Here is a 21,080-nt window from a genome sequence, read left to right as displayed (position 1 = left end):
GCTGCTCGCTGCCGACTGCCGGCTGCCATCCTGCCGTGTCAGCGGTCGCGCAGCTCCAGCGTGCAGCACTTGACGCTGCCGCCGGCCTTGAGCAGTTCGGAGAGCTCGACCCCGATCGGCTCGAAGCCCCGCGCCCGCAGTTTGGCGTGCAGGCCGGTGGCCGCGGCGGGCAGCAGGACGTGGCGGCCGTCGGAGAAGGCGTTGAGGCCGAAGACGGCGGCGTCCTCGGCGCAGGCCAGGACGGCGTTGGGGAACATGGTCCGCAGCACGGCCTGGCTGCCCTGGGAGAAGGCGGCCGGATAGTACATGATCTCGTCGTCCGACAGCACGGACAGGGCCGTGTCCAGGTGGTAGTAGTCCGGGTTCACCAGCGTCAGCGAGGTGACCGGGAGGCCGAAGAACTCCTGGGCCTCCGCGTGTGAGCGCGGGTCGGTGCGGAAACCGGTGCCGGCGAGCAGGCGGCGGCCGACGGTGAGGATGTCGCCCTCGCCCTCGTTGACGTACTCGGGCCACAGGGTGTCCTTGTAGCCGCGGCCCTCCAGCCACCGCAGGTACGCGGGGCCCTCCGCCGTGCGCTCCGCGTGCCGGAAGCGGGCGCCGAAGACCTTGCCGTCGACGACGGTGGCGCCGTTGGCCGCGAACACCATGTCGGGCAGGCCCTCGATGGGATCTATCTCCTCGACCACGTGGCCGAGTTCGAGGTACAGGTCGCGCAGACCCTCCCACTGGCTGACGGCGAGCGCGTTGTCCGTGCTGTGCTGCGGGTTCATCCACGGGTTGATCGAGTACGTGACGTCGTAGTGCCGGGGCCGGCACATCAGCAGACGGCGGCGGGTGGCGACCCGGGTGGGGCTGTCGGAACGGTAGAGCGCGCCGGCAGGGGTGATGGGCTCGGTGAGCGGCACGAGGGCTCCTTCTCATGGGGTTTCGATGGAAGCCCGGCCGCCCGGGGGATGGTTCGGGCGGGCCGGATGCGTGTGACGCAACTGATCACGTAGGCCCCATGGAAAGGGCGCTCCGCATTGACCGGAAGCACTGCGGGACACCGGCCAATCAACCCCCTGACCAGGGTCCGGGGCCGAGTTGATTGTTCGTGTCCGAGACGCCTTCCGGGCAATCGGGCGCTCCCGTCGAATGTGGTCATCACCCGGTTTTCGGGAGGCAACGCAAGTACGGGAACAGTGGCGAGAACCGTCCTGAACGACCGTACAAACCCGTCCACCTGTTCCATCTGGAGGTACTTCCATGGCGCATCGCAACGTCGAACTGCTCGCAGTCGGTGCAGGTCCGGCGAACCTCGCCCTGGCGGTCGCCGTCGAGGAGCTCGCTCCCGAGCTGGCCGGCGACACCCTGCTGATCGAGCGCGAGCAGGACATCGTGTGGCAGCGCGGAATGCTGCTGCCCGACGCGCTGAGCCAGGTCTCCTTCCTCAAGGACCTGGTCACCATGCGCAATCCGTGCAGCCGCTTCTCCTTCGTCAACTTCCTGCACGCCCAGGAACGCCTCGACGCCTTCGTGAACCTGGCCAGTTTCGTTCCATACCGCAGCGAGATATCCGAGTACCTGCAGTGGGTCGCCGATGAACTCGCGACGGTCCAGGTCGAATACGGCCGCGAGTGCACCGCCGTCGAGGCGACGATCGGGGAGGACGGCGAGGTCGCCGGCTGGCTGGTCACGCTCGCCGACGGCGACACGATCGGCTGCCGCTACCTCGTGATCGGCGCCGGCCGGGACGCCCACGTCCCCGCGGTGTTCGACGGTCTGCCGGCGGAGCGCGTCATCCACAGCACGCAGTACACGCAGCGCATCGCCGACGTGCGGGCCGACCTGCCGCACCGGGTCGCTGTGATCGGCGGGGCGCAGAGCGCGGCCGAACTGTTCGGCGCCGCGCTGCGGGACCTGCCCGAGTGCAAGCCGACCATGATCATGCGCTCCATCGGCCTGAACGGTTACGAGAGCAGCAAGTTCACCAACGAGCTGTACTACACGTCCTTCATCGACGAGTTCTACGACGCGTCGCCCGAGGCCCGCCAGCAGCTGCTCGGCGAGATGTACCGCTCCAACTACGGTGGCCTGTCCCCCGCCACCCTGGACGCCCTCTACCGGCAGTTCTACCAGGACCGCCGCACCGGACAGGAGCGCCTGGCGCTCCACGCCATGACCGACGTCAGGGCCGCGCGGATGGACGGCGAGGAGATCGTCCTCACGCTCGCCGACCGCAAGACGGGCGCAGAGCGGGAGATGCGCACCGACCTGGTGCTGCTGGGCACCGGCTTCGTCCGTGACATGCCGTGGGCCGTCAAGGCACTCGCGGAGTCGATCGGACTGGACGAGATCAACGTGAGCCGGCACTACCGGCTCGACCTGGGCCGCCCCGCGACCGCCGCCTGCTACCTGCAGGGCGTCAACGAGGCCACCCACGGCATCGCCGACTCGCTGCTCAGCGTGCTCGCGGGCCGTTCCGCCGAGATCACCCGGGACATCGTCGCGCACCGCCGCGCGGGAGCGGTGGAGATCCCGGCCCCGGAGCGCGAGCTCGCGCTCGCCGGCGCGGTCTGAGCACCGCCGCCGCGTACCCCTCACGAGCCGTACCAGCCTGACGAGGAGAGAACGACCCCCATGCTCACCAAGCAACTCGACCGCGACGGACTGACACACGAGAACGGCCTGGACGCCCAGCGCCTGCTGCCCTGGCCCGAGCTCAACGCCCCCTTCGAGGGGTCCTGGTGCGTGATCCGGCCCGGCACCGCGTCGACGGCGCACGCCCATCACGAGTACGAGATCTTCATCGCCGTCGCCGGCTCCGCGGTCCTGGAATCGGAGGGCGTCCGCAGGCCCTTCACGACCGGGGACATCGTCCACTTCACCCCCGGCTCCGAGCACCGGGTGATCAACGAGTCCGCGGAGGACTTCGAGATGTACAGCGTGTGGTGGGACCTCGACATGACCCAGCGGTTCGCAGCACGACACGAAGGAGCCCAGGCATGACACGCCGTACGGTCATCATCGCGCCGCCGCCGACCCCCAACGGGGACCTGCACACCGGGCACCTGGCAGGCCCGTACCTGGCCGGGGACGTCCACGCACGCTACCTGCGGGCGTCCGGCCGTCCGGTGATCTTCACCAGCGGCACCGACGACAGCCAGACCTATGTGGTGTCCAGCGCGGCGCGCGCCGGTCTGACGCCGGAGGAGCTGGCGCTCCGCTCCGCGACGCAGATCCGCGCCACGCTGGAGGCGGCCGGGATCTCCGTGGACGGCTTCGCCCCCTTCGACAAGGGCTACCGGCAGACCGTCATCGACTTCGTCACCGACCTTCACAGCGACGGCGCCTTCCGGCTCAAGACCGTGCGCCTGCCGTATGTCGAGGCCACCGACGAGTACCTCATGGAGGGCCTGGTCGCCGGCGACTGCCCGGTGTGCCTTCTGGAGAGCCGCGGCGGACTCTGCGAGTCGTGCGGTCACCCCAACAACTTCGACGAGCTGCTGCACCCGCGCTCCACCGTCGACCCGGACGCCGTGGTCACGCACCGCGAGGCGCAGATCCTCGTGCTGCCGATGGAGGAGTACCGCGACCGCCTCGCCGACTACTACGTCCGGCACCGGGACGTGCTGCGGCCGCACACCGCACAGCTGGTCCGCGAGGCGCTGGAGCGTCCGCTGCCGGACTTCCCGATCACCTACCCCACCGGATGGGGCATCCCGGCGCCGTTCACCGAGACCCCGGGGCAGGTCCTCAACGCCTGGGCCGAGGGCATGGCCGCCTCGATGTACTGCACCTGGTACGCGGCCGAGCAGCTCGGAGAGCACGCGGACCGGTTCGACGAGCACTGGCTGTCCGAGCACGGCATCGAGCTCGTGTACTTCCTCGGTTTCGACAACGTCTACTTCTGGGGAATGACGCACCTGGCCCTGCTGATGGCGCACGGCGACCGGTACGTCGAGCCGCACGCCATCGTGTCGAACGAGTTCTACGAGCTGGAGAACCAGAAGTTCTCCACGAGCAAGGGCCATGTGGTCTGGGCCGCCGATCTGGTGGCCGAGGTACCACGCGACCTGGTCCGCTTCTATCTGGCGCTCACCGCGCCGGAGCACTCCCGGACGAACTTCAGCCGCGAGGCGCTCGACACCCTGGCGCTCTCCCGGCTGGTCGAGCCGTGGAACCGGCTCGCGGGTCGTCTGGACGAGCTGCAGGCCGCGGTCCCGTCGGACGCGCTGCTGCCGGTGTCCGAGACCGGCGCCGCCCACGCGGCGGTCGTCGTCGAGCGCTTCCGGTCCCACTACGAGCTGGAGAGCTTCAGCCTCCACCGGGCCGCTGACCTGGTGGTCGTCCACCTCGACCGGCTGGTCAAGCAGGCGGACCGCCTCGCGGCGACCGCACCTGGCGACCTTGGGGACCTGCTCCTCGCCGTCAGGACGCTGACCGCGTGCGCCGCCCCGCTGCTCGTCGACCTCGCCGCCCGTGCCGAGCAGGCCGGCGTCGACCTGACCCTTCCGGCCGGCCCCGTCGCGGCCGGCCCCGTCGCTCCCCTGCGACTTCCCCTCCTGTCCACCGAGGTCGGGGCCTTCGAGTCCGTGGCCGTGCCGGTCGACATCCGAGCCTGACCTCCGAGGAGCAACTGTGTCCACGATCGCCCCACACCGCCCCAATCGGGCAGAACGCCTGCTCATCCCCGCGACGTTCATCACCAACCTGGGCAACGGCATCCAGCTCACCGCCGCCTCGTACCTGGTGTTCTCCGAGGAGAACACCATGCTCGCGGTCAGCTGGCTCATGATCGCCGTCACCATCCCGCAGGTGGCGCTCTCCCTCTTCTTCGGCAAGCTCGCCGACCGCTTCGACCGCCGGACGCTGGCGATGGTCTCCGACCTGGTCAGCGCGGCCGCGGCGATCGCCCTGCCGATCTGGCTGGCCTTCGGCGGTGACCCGTCCACGGTCAGCTACGTCGCCAGCTTCGTGCTGTCGATCTCGGCGGCGCTCTTCTTCCCGGCGAGCAACGCGCTGATCAAGGAGCGCATCCCGGAGTCCCGGCTCGCCCAGTTCAACGGCAACGCGGAGATCGCCATCCAGGGCGGCACGCTCGCCTCGGCGGCCCTCGGCGGCTGGGTGATCGTCTGGGTCGGCACGACCTCGCTGTTCTACTTCAACGCCATCACGTTCCTCCTCTCGGCCGCCCTGCTGTTCTTCATGGGACGCCGTCCCGCCGACGTGGTCCTCAGCGCCCCGGAGGCCGCGGCCAAGGCCGCGGCGGCCGCCGCAGCGAAGCTGGCCGGCAGCCGAGCCCCGCTGGCCCGCCTCGCGGTGCTCTACATCATCGGCAACATCGTCATCATCGTCGGCAACAGCATCATGCTGGTCCTGGTCATCGAAGGCTTCAAGTCCAACGCCGGCTACCTCGGCATCGTCGACGCGCTGTTCGGCATCGGTGCGCTGTTCGCCGCGGCTGTCTTCAAGAAGGTCAGCTCCAAGGCCACCATGCTGAAGACGGCTCTCATCGGCTACCTGGCGTTCTCCGTCCTCCTGGTCCTGGAGTCGGTCCACCTCTACATGATGATGGCCGTCATCCCGTTCGCCGCGATCGCCTTCTGCATGGCCCGCATCTCGGCCCGTACGGCCCTGATGAGCGCGGCGCCGGAGGAGCGTACGGGCTTCGTGTTCGGCGCCACCAACGCCTTCGGCCTCGCCGCCGGCACCGTCGCCGTGGTGCTGATCTCGCTCCTGGTCGACGCCACCGACGTACGGAACGGCTTCTACGCCCTGGGCGTGCTCGTCGCCGTCCTCGCGACCGTCACCGTCATCTCGCTCCGTCAGCACGACCGGGAGACCGCGGCCGCGGCGGCCGCCGCCCAGCCCGAGCCCGTCGCCGCGACCATCTCCGAGACCGAGGCCGCCGAGCCCGTCCCGGCCAAGGTCTGAGGGGGAAGCCACGATGAAGCTGCTCGCCATCGAAGCCAGCCAGAACGCCACCTACTACATCTCCCGCTACCAGCAGATCCAGGACCGCGGAGCACAGGTCTACGTGCTCAACGGGATGGGCACCGAGGACTTCTGGGACGCGGAGCGGTACCGGATCGCCGGATCCAAGCACATCGAGGACATCGTCACGGCCGCCAAGGTCTGGCACGCGGAGGAGGAGTTCGAGGGGGTCCTGACCTTCTCGGAGTCCGGGGTGGTCACGGTGGCGGTCGTCGCCGACGCGCTGGGACTGCCGACCATCGGGTTCGAAGCCGCCCGGACCAGCCGTAACAAGCTGCTGATGCGCCAGGCGCACGAGCGCGGCGGCGCGGCGCACCCCGGCTTCCGCCACGCCCCCGACGTCGAGGCCGCGCTGGCCGCCGGCGCGGAGCTGGGTTACCCGCTGATCCTCAAGCCCACGCTGGGCGCGGCCAGCAACTTCGTGTTCAAGGTCGACGACGCCGAGGAGATGCGGGCCCGCTTCGAGGACGCCACCCGGGGCATCGAGACCATGACCTGGGCGCTGATGGAGGCGGACGGCCTGGACCTGGGGCCGAACGGGATCATCGTCGAGGGCTACCTCGACGGGCACGAGCACCTCATCGAGGCGCTGGCCTGGGACGACGAGGTGTACCTCGGCTCCATCGTGGACCGGATCACCGTCGAGAGCGGGACCTTCGACGACGACGTCCACCACGCGCCGAGCTCCCTGACCCCCGAGCAGGTGGCCGCCGTCCACGCGGTGGTCCGGGACGCGGCGCACGCCCAGGGACTGCGCCGGTCCGTGCTGCACGCCGAGGTGAGGTTCCACCAGGGCAAGCCGTTCATCCTGGAGATCGCGATCCGTCCCGGCGGCGGCGGGCTCGACCACATGGCGCGGATCAGCGCCGGCCACGACCCCATCCAGTGCGTGGTGGACGTGGCCCGGGGCACCCGGCCCGACGTCTCGCACTACTCGCCGACGTCCGTGCACACCGCCGCGATGTGCCTGATCAGCGGGGCGGGCACGGTCGAGTCGATCGAGGTGCCGGCCGATGTCACCGAGGACCCCGCGGTGTTCTTCCTCAAGATCACGGCCGGGCCGGGGACCGTCGTCAAGCGGCCGCCGGCGGGCAACACCATCCTCGGCTTCCTCGGGGCCACCGGCACCTCCCTGACGGAGGCGCTGACCACGGCCCACGTCCTGGCCACCCGCATCCGTACGGAGATGAGGCCGGAGCATGGCTGAGTCCACGAAGCGGCGGTCCACGAAGCGGCACTACCTGATGTGCCGGCCCACCCACTTCGAGGTGAGCTACGCGATCAACCCGTGGATGAACCCGGACAAGCCGATGGACGCCGGGCTGGCGCTGGCCCAGTGGGAGCGGATCCGGGACCTGTATCTCGGCTTCGGACACGAGGTCTCGTACATCGACCCGGTCGAGGGCCTGCCGGACATGGTGTTCTCCGCCAACGGCGCCACGGTGATCGACGACAAGGTGCTGATCGCGAAGTTCCGCCACCGGGAGCGGGCCGCCGAGGCCGATGCGTACCGGTCCTGGTTCGAGGGCCACGGCTACACCGAGGTGCTCGTCCCGGAGCACGTCAACGAGGGCGAGGGGGACTTCGCCCCGGCCGGCCGGCGCGTCCTGGCCGGCGCGGGATTCCGCAGCGACCCCGTGGCGCACGAGGAGCTGGGTGCGTTCTTCGGTCTGCCGGTGGTCGGCCTGGAGCTGATCGACCCCCGCTTCTACCACCTGGACACCGCGCTCTGCGTTCTCGACGACGACCTGGTGGCGTACTACCCCGCCGCGTTCTCCGACGAGAGCCAGGAGGTGCTGCGGGAGCTGTACCCGGACGCGATCCTCGCCACCCGGGACGACGCCGAGGCCTTCGGTCTGAACGCGGTGAGCGACGGACTGAACGTGGTCATCACGGAGACCGCCACGCACCTGATCGACGAGCTGCGCGCCCGCGGCTTCGAGCCGCACGGCGTGGACATGTCGGAACTGCTGAAGGCCGGCGGCGCGGTCAAATGCTGCACTCAGGAGATACGACACCGGTGATCGACTACGACGGCAGAAGTTTCCGCAACACCGGCTACCCGTCCGACCAGGACGCCCCCGTCGGCCACTACCGGCAGGAAGGCGACCTGCTCTGGGCGGACTTCGACGGAGGCCCGGTCCGCCGGGGCTCGCTGAACGGGCGCGTGGAGCCCGACGGGAACCTCGAATTCGCCTACACGATGGTCCTCGCGGACGGCGAGGTGGTCGCCGGGCGGTGCTGGAGCACCCCCGAGTTCCTGGACGACGGACGGATCCGGCTCAACGAGCGCTGGGAGCGCTACGGAGCCCATGCGGACAGCGGCGAATCCGCACTGGAGGAGGTACCGAGATGACCACGACCACGACCACGACGACGACCACGACGACGACCACGACGACCACGACCGCGCTCCGCGGGGGCAGCGTGACCTGGGCCTGTACCAGTGGCTTCAGCCCGGTCTTCATCTTCCCGTTCACCCCCGGCGAGTACTACGGGGTGGCCAACCTGCACGAGTTCCAGACGCTGATGTACCGCCCGCTGTACTGGTACGGCAGCGGCGGGCAGCCGACGGTCGACTACGAGCGCAGCCTCGCCGAGCCCCCGGTGTGGAGCGAGGACGGCCTCACGGCGACGATCACGGTCAAGCCCTACCGGTGGTCGAACGGCGAGACGGTCAACGCCGACAACGTGATGCTGTGGATGCACCTCCTGGAGGCCGAGAAGGACAGCTTCGGCGGCTACACGCCGGGCTTCTTCCCGGACAACCTGGCCGGCTACGAGAAGGTCGCCGAGGACAAGGTCAGCTTCACCTTCGACCGCGCCTACTCGCACAACTGGGTGCTGATGAACCAGTTCAGCACCATCACCCCGCTGCCCAGGGCCTGGGACCGCACCGGCGACGACCGGCCGGCCGACGCCACGCACGACCCGGCCCAGGCCTCCGCTGTCTACGCCTACCTTCGGGCCTGCAACGACGAGCGCAAGAGCTGGGACACCAGCCCCGTCTGGAGTGTTGTCAACGGACCCTGGAAGCTGAGCAGTTACACCATCGACGGCGTCTCGGGCGAGGCCGTCCTGGTGCCCAACGAAAGTTACTCCGGCCCCAACAAGCCCTACCTGGACGAGTTCCGGCTGGTGCCCACCGCCTCGGACACCGAGCAGTACGAGATGCTCCGCCGCGGCCCGGACGCGGCCGACGGCGTGCAGATCGGGTTCCTGCCCTTCGACGAGGTCACCGAGCCGGCCGAGGACCCGCAGCTCGGCGGGCCCAACCCGCTCGGCGAGCACTACGACCTCGTGCCCCAGCTCACTTACAAGATCCATTACTTCCCGATCAACTTCAACAACCCGACGGTCGCCGGAAAGATCTTCAAGCAGCTCTACTTCCGCCAGGCCCTGCAGTCCTGCCTCGACTCCCGGGGCGCCATCCGCGACGTCTACAAGGGGTACGGCTACCCGACCACCGGGCCCATCCCGGCGCTGCCGGACAGCCCGCTGCTCTCGCCCGCCGCGCACGGGGACCCGTACCCCTTCGACGTCGGCGCGGCCCGCCGCTTCCTGAGCGAGAACGGCTGGGACATCGGCTCCACCCCGGGCGTCTGCGTCCGGGAGGGCACCGGACCGGGTGAGGCGGGCGAGGGCATTCCCGCCGGCACCCCGCTGCGGTTCTCGATGCGGTACGCCAAGGGGCACGAGACGCTGACCGAGGTCATGCGCAAGTTCGCCGCCGACGCCGCCGAGGCCGGGATCGAGATCGTGCTGACCGAGGTCGAGGCGAGCGTCCTGGTCCTGGAGGACACCACCTGCACGCCGGGCCCCGACAGCCCCTGCCTGTGGGAGTTCAGCGACTGGAACGGCGGGTGGGGCTACGGCCCCGGCTTCTACCCGACCGGCGAGGCCCTCTACTCGACGGGTTCCTCGGTCAACTTCGGCAGCTACAGCGACCCGAAGGCGGACGAGCTGATCGCCCGCACGGTGGTCAGCGACGACCTGGAGGACCTCTACGCCTACCAGGACTACATCGCACAGCAGGTCCCGGTCATCTGGATGCCGAACTTCCCCTTCCGACTGCTGGAGGTCGCCAAGAACCTCCAGGGCGTGGCCCCGGTCAACCCCTTCGGATTGATCAACCCCGAGGACTGGCACTACGTCGGCGAGGTGCGGTGATGTACCAGCGGCTGATCGACCTCCTCGACGGGCACCAGGCCCGCTACCGCCTGATCGACCACCCGGCCGAGGGCCGGACGGACCTGGCGAGCGTCCTGCGCGGTCACCCGCTGGAGCAGGCCGCCAAGTGCATCATCGTCCGCGTCAGCATCACCAAGCGGGTCGGCAAGTACGTGCTCGCGGTGGTGCCCGGCGACCGGCAGGTCGACCTGGAGGCGGTCGCCGCACTGTTCGGCGGGGGCCGCACGGCCTTCGCCACCCCCGAAATCGCCGAGCGGCTGGCCGGCAGCGTCTGCGGCACGGTGATGCCGCTGAGCTTCCATCCCGATCTGCACCTCGTCGTCGACGAGGGTCTGATCCTCACCGAAGAGATCTACTTCAACGCGGCCCGCCTGGACCGCTCCGTGGCCCTGTCCACCCCCGACTACCTCGCCATCGCCACGCCGCAGGTCGCGGCGATCGCGGCGGCCGGGGACCGGGTCCTGACCCACTCCGCGAGGTGACGAACATGACTGAAGACGCCCACACGACCGATGACGGCGTGGTGATCCTGGTCGGCAGCGGGCAGCAGGCCTACCGCGAGTACCTGCTCGCGGGGGCGTCCCGCCGACGCCCCGTCTGGATCCTGGACGCGGCAGCGCCGACCTGGCAGACGGACTACGTCATCGGCTCCACCACCGTCGAACTGCTCGACCGCGAACGCCTGGTGCCCGACCAGGAGGCGCTGATCGCGGCCGCCGAGGCGGTGGCCGCCGAGCACCGGGTGGTGGGGGTGTTCAGCTATGACGAGACCCTCGTGGTGACCACCGCGCTCATAGCCGAACGGCTCGGACTGCCCGGGCTGACCTCGCGGGGCGCGGACAACTGCCGCAACAAGCACAACACCCGGCAGCTGCTGACCGCCGCCGGGCTGCCCCAGCCGCACTTCGCCTATGTGACCGACGCCGAGGAGGCGCTCGCGGCGGCCGACTCCTTCGGCTACCCGGTCGTGCTCAAGCCGCGTGGCATGGGGGCGAGCATCGGCGTCATCCGGGTCGACGGACCCGAGGCGGTCCGCGCGGCCTTCGAGGTCGCGGACACCGCCAGCCACGGCGGGAACAGCGCCTACGAGGGCGGGGTGCTGGTCGAGGAATGCGTCATGGGCCCCGAGATCAGCATCGACGGAGTGGTCTTCGACGGCGGCTGGACCCCGCTCTTCCTCGCGCACAAGGAAGTGGGCCTGGAGCCCTACTTCGAGGAGACCGGGCACATCGTCAGCGCCACCGATCCGCTGCTGGCCGACGAGGAGCTGCTCGGTGTCCTCAAGGACGCCCACCGCGCGCTGGGAGTCGGCTACGGGATCACCCACACGGAGGTGAAGCTGACCTCCCGAGGCCCGGTGATCATCGAGGTGAACGCCCGGCTGGGCGGCGACCTCATCCCGTACCTCGGCAGTCTCGCCACCGGGATCGAGCCGGGAGAGGTGGCCGTGGAGGTGGCGACCGGCACCCGTCCCGAACGGACGCCGGCCAGGGCCCGCACGGTGGGCATCCGCTTCCTCTACCCGACCCGGAACGGCACTGTCCGCTCGGTCGACGTGCCCTCCGTCCCGGACAGCCCGGGGCTGTTGGAGGCGAACGTCATGGTCCGGCCCGGCGCCTCGCTGCTGCTGCCGCCGGAGGGATACCTCAGCCGGTACGCCAACGTGATCTGCGCCGGCGAGGACCTGCTGAGCTGCGAGGAGTCCCTCGCCAAGGCGGAAGCACTGACCACGATCGTCCTGGACAGCTGACCCGTCGGTCATCGGAAAACTGAAAGGAGGTGTGTGATGTCGGCGAAGGTGACGGTAGTGGGCGGCGGTGTGATCGCCCTGCTCACGGCAGTCGAGTGCGTGCTCGAAGGACACACGGTCACGGTCGTGGACCAAGGCCCCATTCCGCACAGCAGAGCCACCTCTTTCGACCAGCACCGGATCCTGCGGGCCCTGCACCCCGCGGATCCGCAGACCACGGCGGCCGCGCTGCGGGCGCACCGCCGCTGGGTCGAACTGGAAGAGCTCTTCCTCACGCGGTTCTACGAGCAGGTCGGCGCCCTCACCGTCCTGCCGCCCGCGGCGGCCGCAGACGGGGCGGCGATGCTCGGCGACGCCGGGGGCAGCGCGAGGGAGCTGACGGCGGCCGGCCTCTCGGACCGCTATCCGCACCTGCACGTGGACGGCGGTCTCGGCGCGGTGCTCGAGGACGAGGCGGGGGTCCTGCTCGCCGAACGCGTCCTCGCCGCCTGTGTCGGCTGGCTGAAGTGGCAGCGGGGCATCGAGCTGATCGAGCACCGGGCCGTGACCGCCGTGGACGGCGAGAGCGGCAGCGTACGGCTGGTGGACGGACGGGTGCTGCGCGCAGACGCGGTGCTCGTCGCGGTGGGGCCCTGGTCGCGGGACCTGCTGCCGCAGGGAGTCGCCGAGCGGCTGACCCTGTACCGGCAGTCCCTCCTGTATTGCCGGGTGCCGCGCGGCCAGGCGCAGGCCTGGGCGGCCACCCCGGCCATCCCGGCCCTCGGCACCAAGGGCGGAGCCTGGCTGATCCCGCCGGTGGCGGGCACGGCCCTCAAGCTCACCTCGGCCACCGCCTGCCGGGTGGTGGACGAGCTCACCGACCACGGCACCGACCCGTACTGGCAGCGCCGGCTGGAGAAGGAGTTCGGCGACCTGCTGCCCGGCTTCGGCCCGGCCTGGGTCACCGCCGCGAAGGACGCCTACTACACGTCCTTCACCGAGACCGGCGGCCCGCTGCTGGTCTCCCTCGGCGGCGCGGGATACGCGTACGCGGCCTGTGGTGGCACATCCTTCAAGTTCGCGCCGCTCATCGCGCGGTCGCTGGCCGACCGGCTGACCGGCAGGAGTCCGTCGCTGATCGGCCTCGGTGCGCTCGACGGGCCACCGCTGGACGTCCATGCCCCGCAACTCGCGGGTCTGTGAGCCGGCGGCCGGGAGTGGAGGAGGACACCGTGGTCACGGTGCACGACGTACGGCGGCTCGCGCTCGCCCTGCCGAGGACCGAGGAGCACCTCGTCCGGGACCGGGTGAAGTTCCGGATCGGCAAGATCGTCTATCTGGCGCTCTCCCGGGACGAGAGCGAACTGGGCTTCGCCTTCCCCAAGGAGGAGCGGGAGGCGCTCGTCGCCGCCGAGCCGGAGAAGTTCTTCCTGCCCCGTGCGTCCGATCTACGGTTCCACTGGGCGCAGGCCAAACTCGCGGCCCTGGACCCGGACGAGCTGACGGAGCTGGTGACCGAGGCCTGGCGGATGGTGGTGCCGGCCCGCGTCGCCCGCGAGCACCTGGACCCGCCCGCCGCCCCGGCCCCTGCGCCGGCCCCGTCCCTGGCCGAACTGGAGGCGTCGGCCGATGTGTTCAACGGCTTCGCCGACGTGGACCGCAGCTGGCTGGCGCTGCGCGAGGAGACGGCGGGAGCCCTCGACCTCTCCGACGCCGGGCACCGCACGGCCCTGCACCGCTGGCTGAATTCCTGGGGCTGCCGGATCCGCTATCCGCGCGAGGGCGAGCCCGACCTGTTCGGCGCGGGGCTCGCCGCGTGGTGGGGGCGACACCTGCTGCCGGACGCACCGCTGGCCGAGCTCACGCCGCGCGACATCGCCCGGTTCGCCCGGGCCTACGAGGAACTGGCGGCTCTGCCGATCGGCCGCCGCAGCCTCGGCCCGACCGCCGCCTCCAAGGCGCTGTACGCCATGCGCCCCGCCTCGGTCATGCCCTGGGACGCGGCCATCGCCGACCGCCTCCACGGGAAACGGGACGGGGCCGCTTTCGGCCGCCACCTGCAGATCGGCCGGAGCTGGGCGCGTGCGGCGCTCGCCGAGGCCGGCGGTCCGCCCGAGGCGGCCCTGTGCGCCCGTCTCGGCCGGCCCGACGTACCCCTGTCGAAGATCCTCGACGAACACCTCTATCTCACGATCACCTACGAGGCGAGGAAGACGTGAACCCGCGGGCGGCCGGGACTACCGCGGGAGCCGCGCCTGCGCGTGCGCCTCGGGGCGGGCCGCGTGCGCCGGTGCCTCCTCCGTGGGATCCGGCTGGGCCAGCGCGAACGCCCGGGCCATCGGCGTCAGTCCGTACTGCCCCGGCAGGTCGGAGTGGTCGACCAGGCCCGCGTCGAGGAGCCGTTCGAGGAGGTCCTCCACCGGCTGGGCGGACCGCTCCACCAGGACGGCGAGCGCGTCCGCGGACTCGTACACGACGTTGTCCACGGAGGGCGGGTTGTCCGAGCCGGCGAACTGGCGCAGCATCAGCCGGGCCCACGGGCTCAGCAGCCGGTAGGCGCCGTCGAGGCGGGCGCTCAGGGCGTCGTCCCCGACCTGCAGCCGTCCCAGGAACCGGCCGGGCTCCTGCCGTCCGTCACCGAGCAGTTCGGCGACGGCGTCCTGGAGCATCCACTCGGGCCGGGCCGCGATGCGCCGGCCGGCCAGGTTCAGCGCCAGCGGCAGGTCCCCGCAGGCCTCGGCGAGGCGCAGGCAGGCGCGCGGCTCGGTGCCGACCCGGTCGCCGCCCAGCAGCTGCGCGAGCAGCTCCATCGACTCGTCTCGGTCCAGGGCGGGCAACCGGATTCGGCCAATTCCGTCGAGGCCCAGCAGCCGGGAGCGGCTGGTGATGACGATGCGGCTCTCGGGCGCCGCGACGAGCAGGTCCCGTACCTGGCGCTCGTGCTGCACGCCGTCCAGCACCACGAGCAGCCGACGCCGGTTGAGCAGTGAGCGGTACAGGCCGATCCGCTGCCCCGGGTCGTTCGGGATGCGGTCGGCGGGGATGCCGAGCGCCTCCAGGAAGCCGCCCGCGATCCCGGCGGCGTCCTTGCGTCCGTCCGCGGCCGGGTCCAGGTTCGCGTAGAGCTGTCCGTCGGGCAGGTTCACGGCGAGTTCGTGGGCGAGCCGCAGGGCGAAGGCGCTCTTGCCCGCACCGACCTGACCGCTGATCACCAGCGGTGCGACGGGGCCCCGTTCGCCGTACGAAGGGGCGGTCATGGCCCTGGCCTGCCGGAGCAGTGCACCCCGTCCCACCAGCGGGTGGGGCTCCATCGGCAGCTGGGCGGGCGGCGGCAGGACGGCGCGCACGTCGGCGGCGCGCAGCTCGTTCTCCTGGTGCTGCTGGACGGCCTTGGCCGCGGGGCGGGCCGTTCCGTCATCGCCCTCGGCGCGCGCCGCCTCGTGCCAGCGGCGCTCCCAGCTGGCGCGGTCCCCACCGCAGGCCTCCGCGAAGGCGAGGGCCACCTGAAGGGTCGGGAGGCGGTAGCCGGCGGCCGCGTCGGACAGTACCGAGGCGGAGAACATGGCGCGTGTGGCCATGTCGCGATAGCCGGGACTGCCGGCCGCTGCCCGCAGCCTGCGCAACTCCCGGGCGAACGCGGTGACTGGTCCGGCATCGGGGGCCAGCGGTCTCTCCAGTCTTCCCACGACTCTGCTCCTTTGGCACTCGCTCTGTGTGCTGCCTGCTGCGGCCTGCCCATGAACTGTCGATGTCGCCCTTCCTGATCTGCTACCGGATGCTTACCGCGCGCTAGGGGGAACCCCTATGATCCGGGTGACATGGCCTGGCCAGGGGCCCTGTTCACTTGGGGGTGGATGCCCGATGCCGGGGGCGGATTCGGATTCCGGGGAGAGACGGAGCGTGGATCCTGTGGGGGACAGGACGCGGTTCAACGTGCTCGGGTCACTTGAGGGCTGGGTCGGGGAGAAACGGCTGCGGCTGGGGGGAGCGATCCAGGAACGGGTCCTGTGCATGTTGCTCCTCGAAGCCGGCCGGGTGGTGCCCGTCGCCCGGCTCGTGGAGGCGACCTGGGAGAACGACCCGCCGGTGACCGCGGCCCACCAGGTCCGCAAGGCCGTCGCCGACCTGCGGCGGCGCATACCGGACGGGACCGGGGTGATCGTCACCGACGGGCCCGGATACCGCGTGGTGGTGGCGGACGACCAGGTCGACCTGCTGCAGTTCGATGCACTGACCAAGGACGCGGCCCGGTCCCTGAGGGCGGGCCGGCAGTCCGAGGCCGCCGATCTGCTGAGGGCCGCGCTCGCGCTGTGGCGGGGCTCCGTCCTGTCGGGCGTGGGCGGACCGGTGATCGAGGCCGCGGCGACGGCGCTGGAGGAACGCCGGCTTGCCGCCGCCGAGCAGTTCTTCGACCTGTGCCTCGCGCTGGGCGAGAGCGGTGAACTCATCGCCGGACTGCGCGAACTGATCACCCGGCACCCTCTGCGGGAGACGCTGCGCGGCCAGCTGATGCTCGCCCTGTACCGCTCGGGGCGGCAGGCCGAGGCGCTCAAGGAGTACGGAGAGGTCCGCGGGCTCCTCGTGGACGAACTCGGGATCGATCCGGGACCCCGGCTGGCCAGGCTGTACGAGGCGATCCTGCGGGACAGCCCCGAACTGGCCACGCCCGAACGGCCCGCGCCCGTCCGACCGGACCCCGAACCGGCCGCCCCCGTACGGCCGGTGCCCGAGCCGGTGGTTCCCGTGCACCCGGTCCCGGAGGCCGCGGCCTCCGAGCCCACGGCCCTCGCAGAGCCGGTTCCCGAGCAGCCGCAGCCGCAGCCGCAGTCGCAGTCCCAGACGCAGACGCAGTCGTCGCCGGGGGGCGCGGCTCCCGCACCCGGCGACGCCCCGTGCACCCTGCCGTACGACCTGCCCGACTTCACCGGCCGCGCCAAGGAACTGGCCGAGCTGTTCGACTACGCCCAGGACGAGGGCCGAAACGGCGAGCGGCACTCCCGGATCGTCGCCATCGACGGCATGGGCGGCATGGGCAAGACCACCCTGGCGGTCCGCGCCGCCCACCACCTGGCCGCCCGGTATCCCGACGGGCAGCTCCACATCGACCTGCACGGATTCACCCCGGGCCGCCAGCCCGTGACGCCCGCCGCCGCGCTCGACAGCCTGCTGCGGACCGTCGGGACTCCGGGCGACCTCATCCCCGAGGACCTGGAGGGCCGTACCGGCCTGTGGCGCTCGAAGCTGGACGGCCGGCGCATGCTGCTCCTGTGCGACAACGCGGTCGACGCGGCGCAGATCCGGCCCCTGCTGCCGGCCTCGCCCGGATGTCTGGTGCTGATTACGAGCCGGGGGCGGCTGCTGGACCTCGACGGCGTCGAGTGGGTGTCCATCGGGATGATGGAGCCCGAGGACAGCACCAGCCTGATGACCGAGACGCTCGGCACGAACCGGGTGGGCGCAGAACCGGAGGCGTCCGCCGAACTGGCCGAGCTGTGCGGCCACCTGCCGCTGGCCTTGCGGATCGCCACCGCACGGCTGCGCAACAGGCCTCGTTGGACGGTGCGTTACCTGGTCGAGCGGCTGCGCGACGAGACGCGCCGGATGGACGAGCTGAGCTCGGGCGAGCGCAGCGTCGCGGCGACCCTGCGCCTGTCGTACCTGGCGATGGACGAGGAGTACCGGACCGCGTTCCGCATCCTGAGCCTCTACCCGTGCGCCGGTACGGACGTCCACTCGGCGGCGGCGCTCCTCGGCACGGCCGTCCGTGACGCCGAGGACGCCCTGGAGTTCCTGCTCGACGTCCATCTCGTGCAGCAGCCCGACATCGGCCTCTACACCTTCCACGACCTGGTGCGCAGTTTCGCCCAGAGCCTGCGCGGCCCGGCGACGGCGGCCGACGACGCGGCGGCGGTCGAGCGGCTGCTCGGCTACTACCTGACGACCTCGAACGCGGCGTGCGAGATGATGTTCCCCGGCCGTGAGCGACGGCCCACCGGTATCCCGCCCTACCAGGGTGAGCGGCCGTCCTTCAGGAACGCCGACCAGGCCGTGACCTGGTTCGACCGGGAACAGGCGGGGCTCCTGGCGGCCGTGTCGCTCGCCGAGCGGTGCGGTCACGACCGGTACGCGGCCTGTCTGAGCCGCAACGTCGGCTTCCACCTGCACGCGCACGGCCAGCTCGACGAGTTCTGGAGCGTCGGGCACCTCGCGGTCGCGGCCGCCCGCCGGCTCGACGATCCGGCGCTCCTGGGCATCAGCCTGGCCAATCTGGGCGCCGCCTGCTGGAAGCTCGGCCGCTTCGAGGAAGGGCTGGAGGTGGCCACGGAGGCGCGCGACACCGCGGTGCGCGCCGGGGACCGGCACACCGAGGCGCACAGCGAGTCGACCATCGGGCTGCTGATGTCGATGCTCGGGAGGTACGAAGAGGCGCTGCCCCTTCTGGAGCGGGCCGTCGCCATGGCCCGGGAACTGGGCAACCCGCGCGCGGAGGCCGAAAGCCTGACCATCCTCAGCACGCTGTACGAGCGGTGGGGCCGCTACCCGGAAGCTGCCGCCGCCGCCCGCCAGGCGCTCGAGGTCGGCCACGACCCCGTCAACGACATCATGGCCCTCACCGATCTGGCCTTCGCCCATGTGGGTCTCGGCGAGGACGGGGACGCCCACGAGAGCCTGAAGCGGGCCCGCGACCTGTGTGACGAGACCAGGTCGCCCGGGGACGTCGCCCTCGTGTTCGCGCTGTCCGCCCGGGTCGCGGAGCAGCGGGGCGACGGCTCGCAGGCGCGCGCGTTCGCCGAGCGCGCCCTGGTCCTCGGCCGCACGAGCGGTGCCCCGATCCGGCTGGCGAAGGTCGAGAACGTCCTCGGCCAGCTCCACATGACGTGGGGGGAGTACGAGGAGGCGCTGGCCCTGCACGCCCACGCCTACAAGATCGCGGCGCCGATGAGTTTCCGCTCGGAGGAGGCGTTCGCGCTGGTGGGGCTGGCCCGGGCGGCCGAAGCGCTCGGTGATGCGGAGGCGGCGGCCGGCCACCGCGCCGCAGCGGAGGAGTTATTCGAGTACATGGGCCTGCCGCCGCACCGCCGGGCGAACTGACCCCGTACGCGGATGTGCCCCGCACCGGATCTCCGGTGCGGGGCACATTCACGTCCTGCGCGGCGAACGGCCGGCTTACGGGGCGGGGACCGGGGAGGGAACCGGGGAGGGGGCCCCCGGACCCTTGTTGTCCGCGACCACCTGGTAGCCGGAGGGCTGACCGGCGTCCACCGAGGAGACCGTCACACCGACGGCGATCGCCAGGGTCGTGGCGAAGATCCCGATCAGTCCGGCCAGCTTGCTGCGCATGTGTTGAACCCCCTGGTTGCGTACCCGGTGTGCGGTTCCCGTGTGGTGCGGTGGCCGCTCTCGACAAGACAAAGACTGGCCGAGGGCCTTACCGGTCCGTTCCCCTCTCGATACCGCTCGTGGCCGTGGCCTGGGAACCGCCGTTCCCGCCCCGTTCCCGGTCCCGTTCCCCGCCCCGTTCCCGGTCCGGTTCCCGTGCCGCCGCGATCCGCGATCCGCGCGCGCTGACCAGCACGTCCGTCCGCGTGGTGCCCGATTCGTACCCCGCGAGATCCAGCAGGGCGCGCACCGTCGCGCGGATCCCGGCCTGCTCCGCGTCGCGGAGCGGTGCCGCGTTCCCCTCGGGGGTGATGTCGGCGACCAGGTGCATGCCGTCGACCGTGAGGGTCTCCACGTGGAACTTGGCTCCCGTCAGGAGCTCTTCGACCAGATACGGGGCCGAGTGCCGCGCGGTGACGGCCTGTTCGGTCCACCGGTCGAGTCCGGGCCGGTCGTGCACCGGTACGGTCCACCAACAGCCGCTCTTATCCGCCGACTTGATGACCACAGGCAGCGGGAAGTCCTCCGCCAGAGCGCGGGCCTCGGCGACGGACCGCGCTTCCTCGGCGCGGACCGCCGAGGTCCGGCTCTGATTGAGGATGCGCCGGATCGTCACGACGTCCGGCAGCCCGCCCGCAGGCTGCTCCCGGCTCGCGGAGAGTTCCCGCAGGACCTCCTCGGCGGCGGCCGCCGACCCGGATCCGAGACCCTTCTCCAGATCGCTCGCGAGGTACAGGATGTGCCCGATCCCGTGCTTGAGGGCCGTGTCCGTCAGCAGGGCGCGCAGCGCGTCCGCATCGTCGAAGTCCACCCGAAGGAGTCGCTGCGGGGGCAGTCCGGCCGGGAGCCGCGCGTCCGGTGGCCACGGTCCGAGATCCGACACCACCCAGACGTCCAGGCCCGCCACGACCGCGGCTCTCACGAGTCCGGGTCCGGGCCTGACCAGCACTACCCGTTCCGCGGCCTGTCTGATGATCACAGCATTCTCCTCCATCGTGTCCCTCGATGCTGTCGCCCGGGCTTCCCGGTCCCTTCCCGCTGCGGTACCGGATAGGTGTACAGGCCTTGCATCCCCCGGACGGCCCCGTCGCTGGGCCTCCCGGCGCCCGGTGTCCGACAGTGGGGGAAGGCACCGAGCCCAGGGGGCACCCTCACGCCGGAGGCGTCGACACCGGAGGCGTACACACATGGGACTCTTCGACTTCCTGAAGTCCGACAAGAAGAAGGCGGACGAGGCCGCCGAGAAGGTGAAGCAGCAGGTGCAGGAGCAGGCGGCCGCGCGGGGGACGCCTCCCGGGAGTTCGGCGGCCGATGCCGCCGCCGCCACCCGGGCCGCCGCCGATCGGATGGCGGCCTCGGCACCGCCCAAGCCCGCCCCCGCGACCCCGACGCCCTCGTCCGCCGCGCACAAGGCCGTGCCCGCCACCCCCAGGCCGCCCGCCACCCCCGGGGCGCCCGCGACGCCGAAGCCCCCCGTCTCCTTCACGGCGCCGGGAGCCGTACACACCCCCACGCCGCACTCGGCCGCGCACAAGGCCGTGCCGGCGGCCCCGGTGCGCAAGCCGCCGGCCACCGCGGAGAAGCGCACGTACACCGTCAAGCCCGGCGACTCGCTCGCCGCGATCGCCCGTCGCGAGCTGGGCAACGAAGCCCGCTGGCGCGAGCTCTACGCCATGAACCAGGGCGTGGTCGGCTCCAACCCGGACCTCCTCCGCCCGGGCACGGTCCTCACCCTCCCCGGCTGACGCTCGCTCCCCGGCTGCTGACACGGGCTGGGCCCGCGGCGGACCCGCCACGCGGAAGG

Annotated in this window: 18 protein-coding genes; 14 read left to right on the top strand and 4 right to left on the bottom strand. The window is 71.3% G+C overall.

Going from position 1 to position 21,080, the window contains the following annotated elements; all coding sequences use genetic code 11:
• Positions 1–38 precede the first annotated feature (38 nt).
• Entirely contained in the window at positions 39–905 is an 867-nt protein-coding gene (ddaH, locus tag ACWGIF_RS14490) for a dimethylargininase (protein ID WP_453496227.1), read from the bottom strand.
• A gap of 340 nt (positions 906–1,245) precedes the next feature.
• Between ddaH (ACWGIF_RS14490) and ACWGIF_RS14485 the strand changes: the two genes are divergently transcribed.
• From ACWGIF_RS14485 to ACWGIF_RS14430, 12 genes are read left to right on the top strand one after another with little or no spacing between them, the layout of a single operon-like run.
• The gene (locus ACWGIF_RS14485) at positions 1,246–2,559 is read left to right on the top strand and encodes a SidA/IucD/PvdA family monooxygenase (RefSeq protein WP_453496224.1); all 1,314 of its coding nucleotides are present in this window, start codon (positions 1,246–1,248) and stop codon (positions 2,557–2,559) included.
• A gap of 60 nt (positions 2,560–2,619) precedes the next feature.
• The gene (locus ACWGIF_RS14480) at positions 2,620–2,988 is read left to right on the top strand and encodes a cupin domain-containing protein (RefSeq protein ID WP_453496222.1); all 369 of its coding nucleotides are present in this window, start codon (positions 2,620–2,622) and stop codon (positions 2,986–2,988) included.
• Entirely contained in the window at positions 2,985–4,604 is a 1,620-nt protein-coding gene (locus ACWGIF_RS14475) for a class I tRNA ligase family protein (RefSeq protein ID WP_453496221.1), read from the top strand. The genes ACWGIF_RS14480 and ACWGIF_RS14475 overlap by 4 nt, the downstream gene beginning before the upstream one ends.
• Positions 4,605–4,620: 16 nt before the next feature.
• Positions 4,621–5,916 carry an MFS transporter gene (locus ACWGIF_RS14470; RefSeq protein WP_453496219.1) on the top strand — a complete coding sequence of 432 codons (1,296 nt, stop codon included), beginning with the start codon at positions 4,621–4,623 and terminating at the stop codon, positions 5,914–5,916.
• Positions 5,917–5,929: 13 nt separating this feature from the next.
• Entirely contained in the window at positions 5,930–7,183 is a 1,254-nt protein-coding gene (locus tag ACWGIF_RS14465; protein WP_453496216.1) for an ATP-grasp domain-containing protein, read from the top strand.
• Positions 7,176–8,000, top strand: coding sequence for a dimethylargininase (ddaH, locus tag ACWGIF_RS14460; RefSeq protein ID WP_453496213.1), 825 nt, complete (start codon positions 7,176–7,178; stop codon positions 7,998–8,000). The genes ACWGIF_RS14465 and ddaH (ACWGIF_RS14460) overlap by 8 nt, the downstream gene beginning before the upstream one ends.
• Positions 7,997–8,332 carry a hypothetical protein gene (locus ACWGIF_RS14455; RefSeq protein WP_326589113.1) on the top strand — a complete coding sequence of 112 codons (336 nt, stop codon included), beginning with the start codon at positions 7,997–7,999 and terminating at the stop codon, positions 8,330–8,332. The genes ddaH (ACWGIF_RS14460) and ACWGIF_RS14455 overlap by 4 nt, the downstream gene beginning before the upstream one ends.
• The gene (locus tag ACWGIF_RS14450) at positions 8,329–10,146 is read left to right on the top strand and encodes an ABC transporter substrate-binding protein (protein WP_453496210.1); all 1,818 of its coding nucleotides are present in this window, start codon (positions 8,329–8,331) and stop codon (positions 10,144–10,146) included. The genes ACWGIF_RS14455 and ACWGIF_RS14450 overlap by 4 nt, the downstream gene beginning before the upstream one ends.
• Entirely contained in the window at positions 10,146–10,649 is a 504-nt protein-coding gene (locus tag ACWGIF_RS14445; protein WP_453496207.1) for a YbaK/EbsC family protein, read from the top strand. Before ACWGIF_RS14450 ends, ACWGIF_RS14445 begins: the two co-directional genes overlap by 1 nt.
• A gap of 5 nt (positions 10,650–10,654) precedes the next feature.
• Positions 10,655–11,917, top strand: coding sequence for an ATP-grasp domain-containing protein (locus ACWGIF_RS14440; RefSeq protein WP_453496204.1), 1,263 nt, complete (start codon positions 10,655–10,657; stop codon positions 11,915–11,917).
• Between the two features lie 36 nt (positions 11,918–11,953).
• The gene (locus ACWGIF_RS14435) at positions 11,954–13,099 is read left to right on the top strand and encodes an NAD(P)/FAD-dependent oxidoreductase (protein WP_453496201.1); all 1,146 of its coding nucleotides are present in this window, start codon (positions 11,954–11,956) and stop codon (positions 13,097–13,099) included.
• A 29-nt stretch (positions 13,100–13,128) separates the two neighbouring features.
• On the top strand, positions 13,129–14,115 hold the full coding sequence (locus ACWGIF_RS14430) for an MmcQ/YjbR family DNA-binding protein (RefSeq protein ID WP_453496198.1): 987 nt from the start codon (positions 13,129–13,131) through the stop codon (positions 14,113–14,115).
• A gap of 18 nt (positions 14,116–14,133) precedes the next feature.
• On the opposite strand, the gene ACWGIF_RS14425 is transcribed toward ACWGIF_RS14430, so the two are convergent.
• Entirely contained in the window at positions 14,134–15,582 is a 1,449-nt protein-coding gene (locus tag ACWGIF_RS14425) for an NB-ARC domain-containing protein (RefSeq protein ID WP_453496195.1), read from the bottom strand.
• A 223-nt stretch (positions 15,583–15,805) separates the two neighbouring features.
• On the opposite strand from ACWGIF_RS14425, the gene ACWGIF_RS14420 reads away from it, so the two are divergent.
• Positions 15,806–18,988, top strand: coding sequence for an AfsR/SARP family transcriptional regulator (locus ACWGIF_RS14420; protein WP_453496192.1), 3,183 nt, complete (start codon positions 15,806–15,808; stop codon positions 18,986–18,988).
• Positions 18,989–19,063: 75 nt separating this feature from the next.
• On the opposite strand, the gene ACWGIF_RS14415 is transcribed toward ACWGIF_RS14420, so the two are convergent.
• Both ACWGIF_RS14415 and ACWGIF_RS14410 read right to left on the bottom strand, forming a co-directional pair.
• Positions 19,064–19,237 (bottom strand): hypothetical protein, encoded by a 174-nt coding sequence (locus ACWGIF_RS14415; protein ID WP_453496190.1) that lies wholly within the window; start codon positions 19,235–19,237, stop codon positions 19,064–19,066.
• 88 nt (positions 19,238–19,325) lie between these two features.
• Positions 19,326–20,255 (bottom strand): hypothetical protein, encoded by a 930-nt coding sequence (locus tag ACWGIF_RS14410; protein WP_453496187.1) that lies wholly within the window; start codon positions 20,253–20,255, stop codon positions 19,326–19,328.
• A gap of 208 nt (positions 20,256–20,463) precedes the next feature.
• Between ACWGIF_RS14410 and ACWGIF_RS14405 the strand changes: the two genes are divergently transcribed.
• Positions 20,464–21,021: a LysM peptidoglycan-binding domain-containing protein gene (locus ACWGIF_RS14405; RefSeq protein WP_453496184.1), complete on the top strand. Its 558-nt coding sequence runs from the start codon at positions 20,464–20,466 to the stop codon at positions 21,019–21,021.
• Positions 21,022–21,080: the final 59 nt, after the last annotated feature.

The sequence above is a fragment of the Streptomyces sp. NPDC054849 genome (assembly GCF_053610945.1).
Note: the sequence above shows the minus strand (reverse complement) of the source record. Positions and strands in the feature narration are given on the sequence as shown.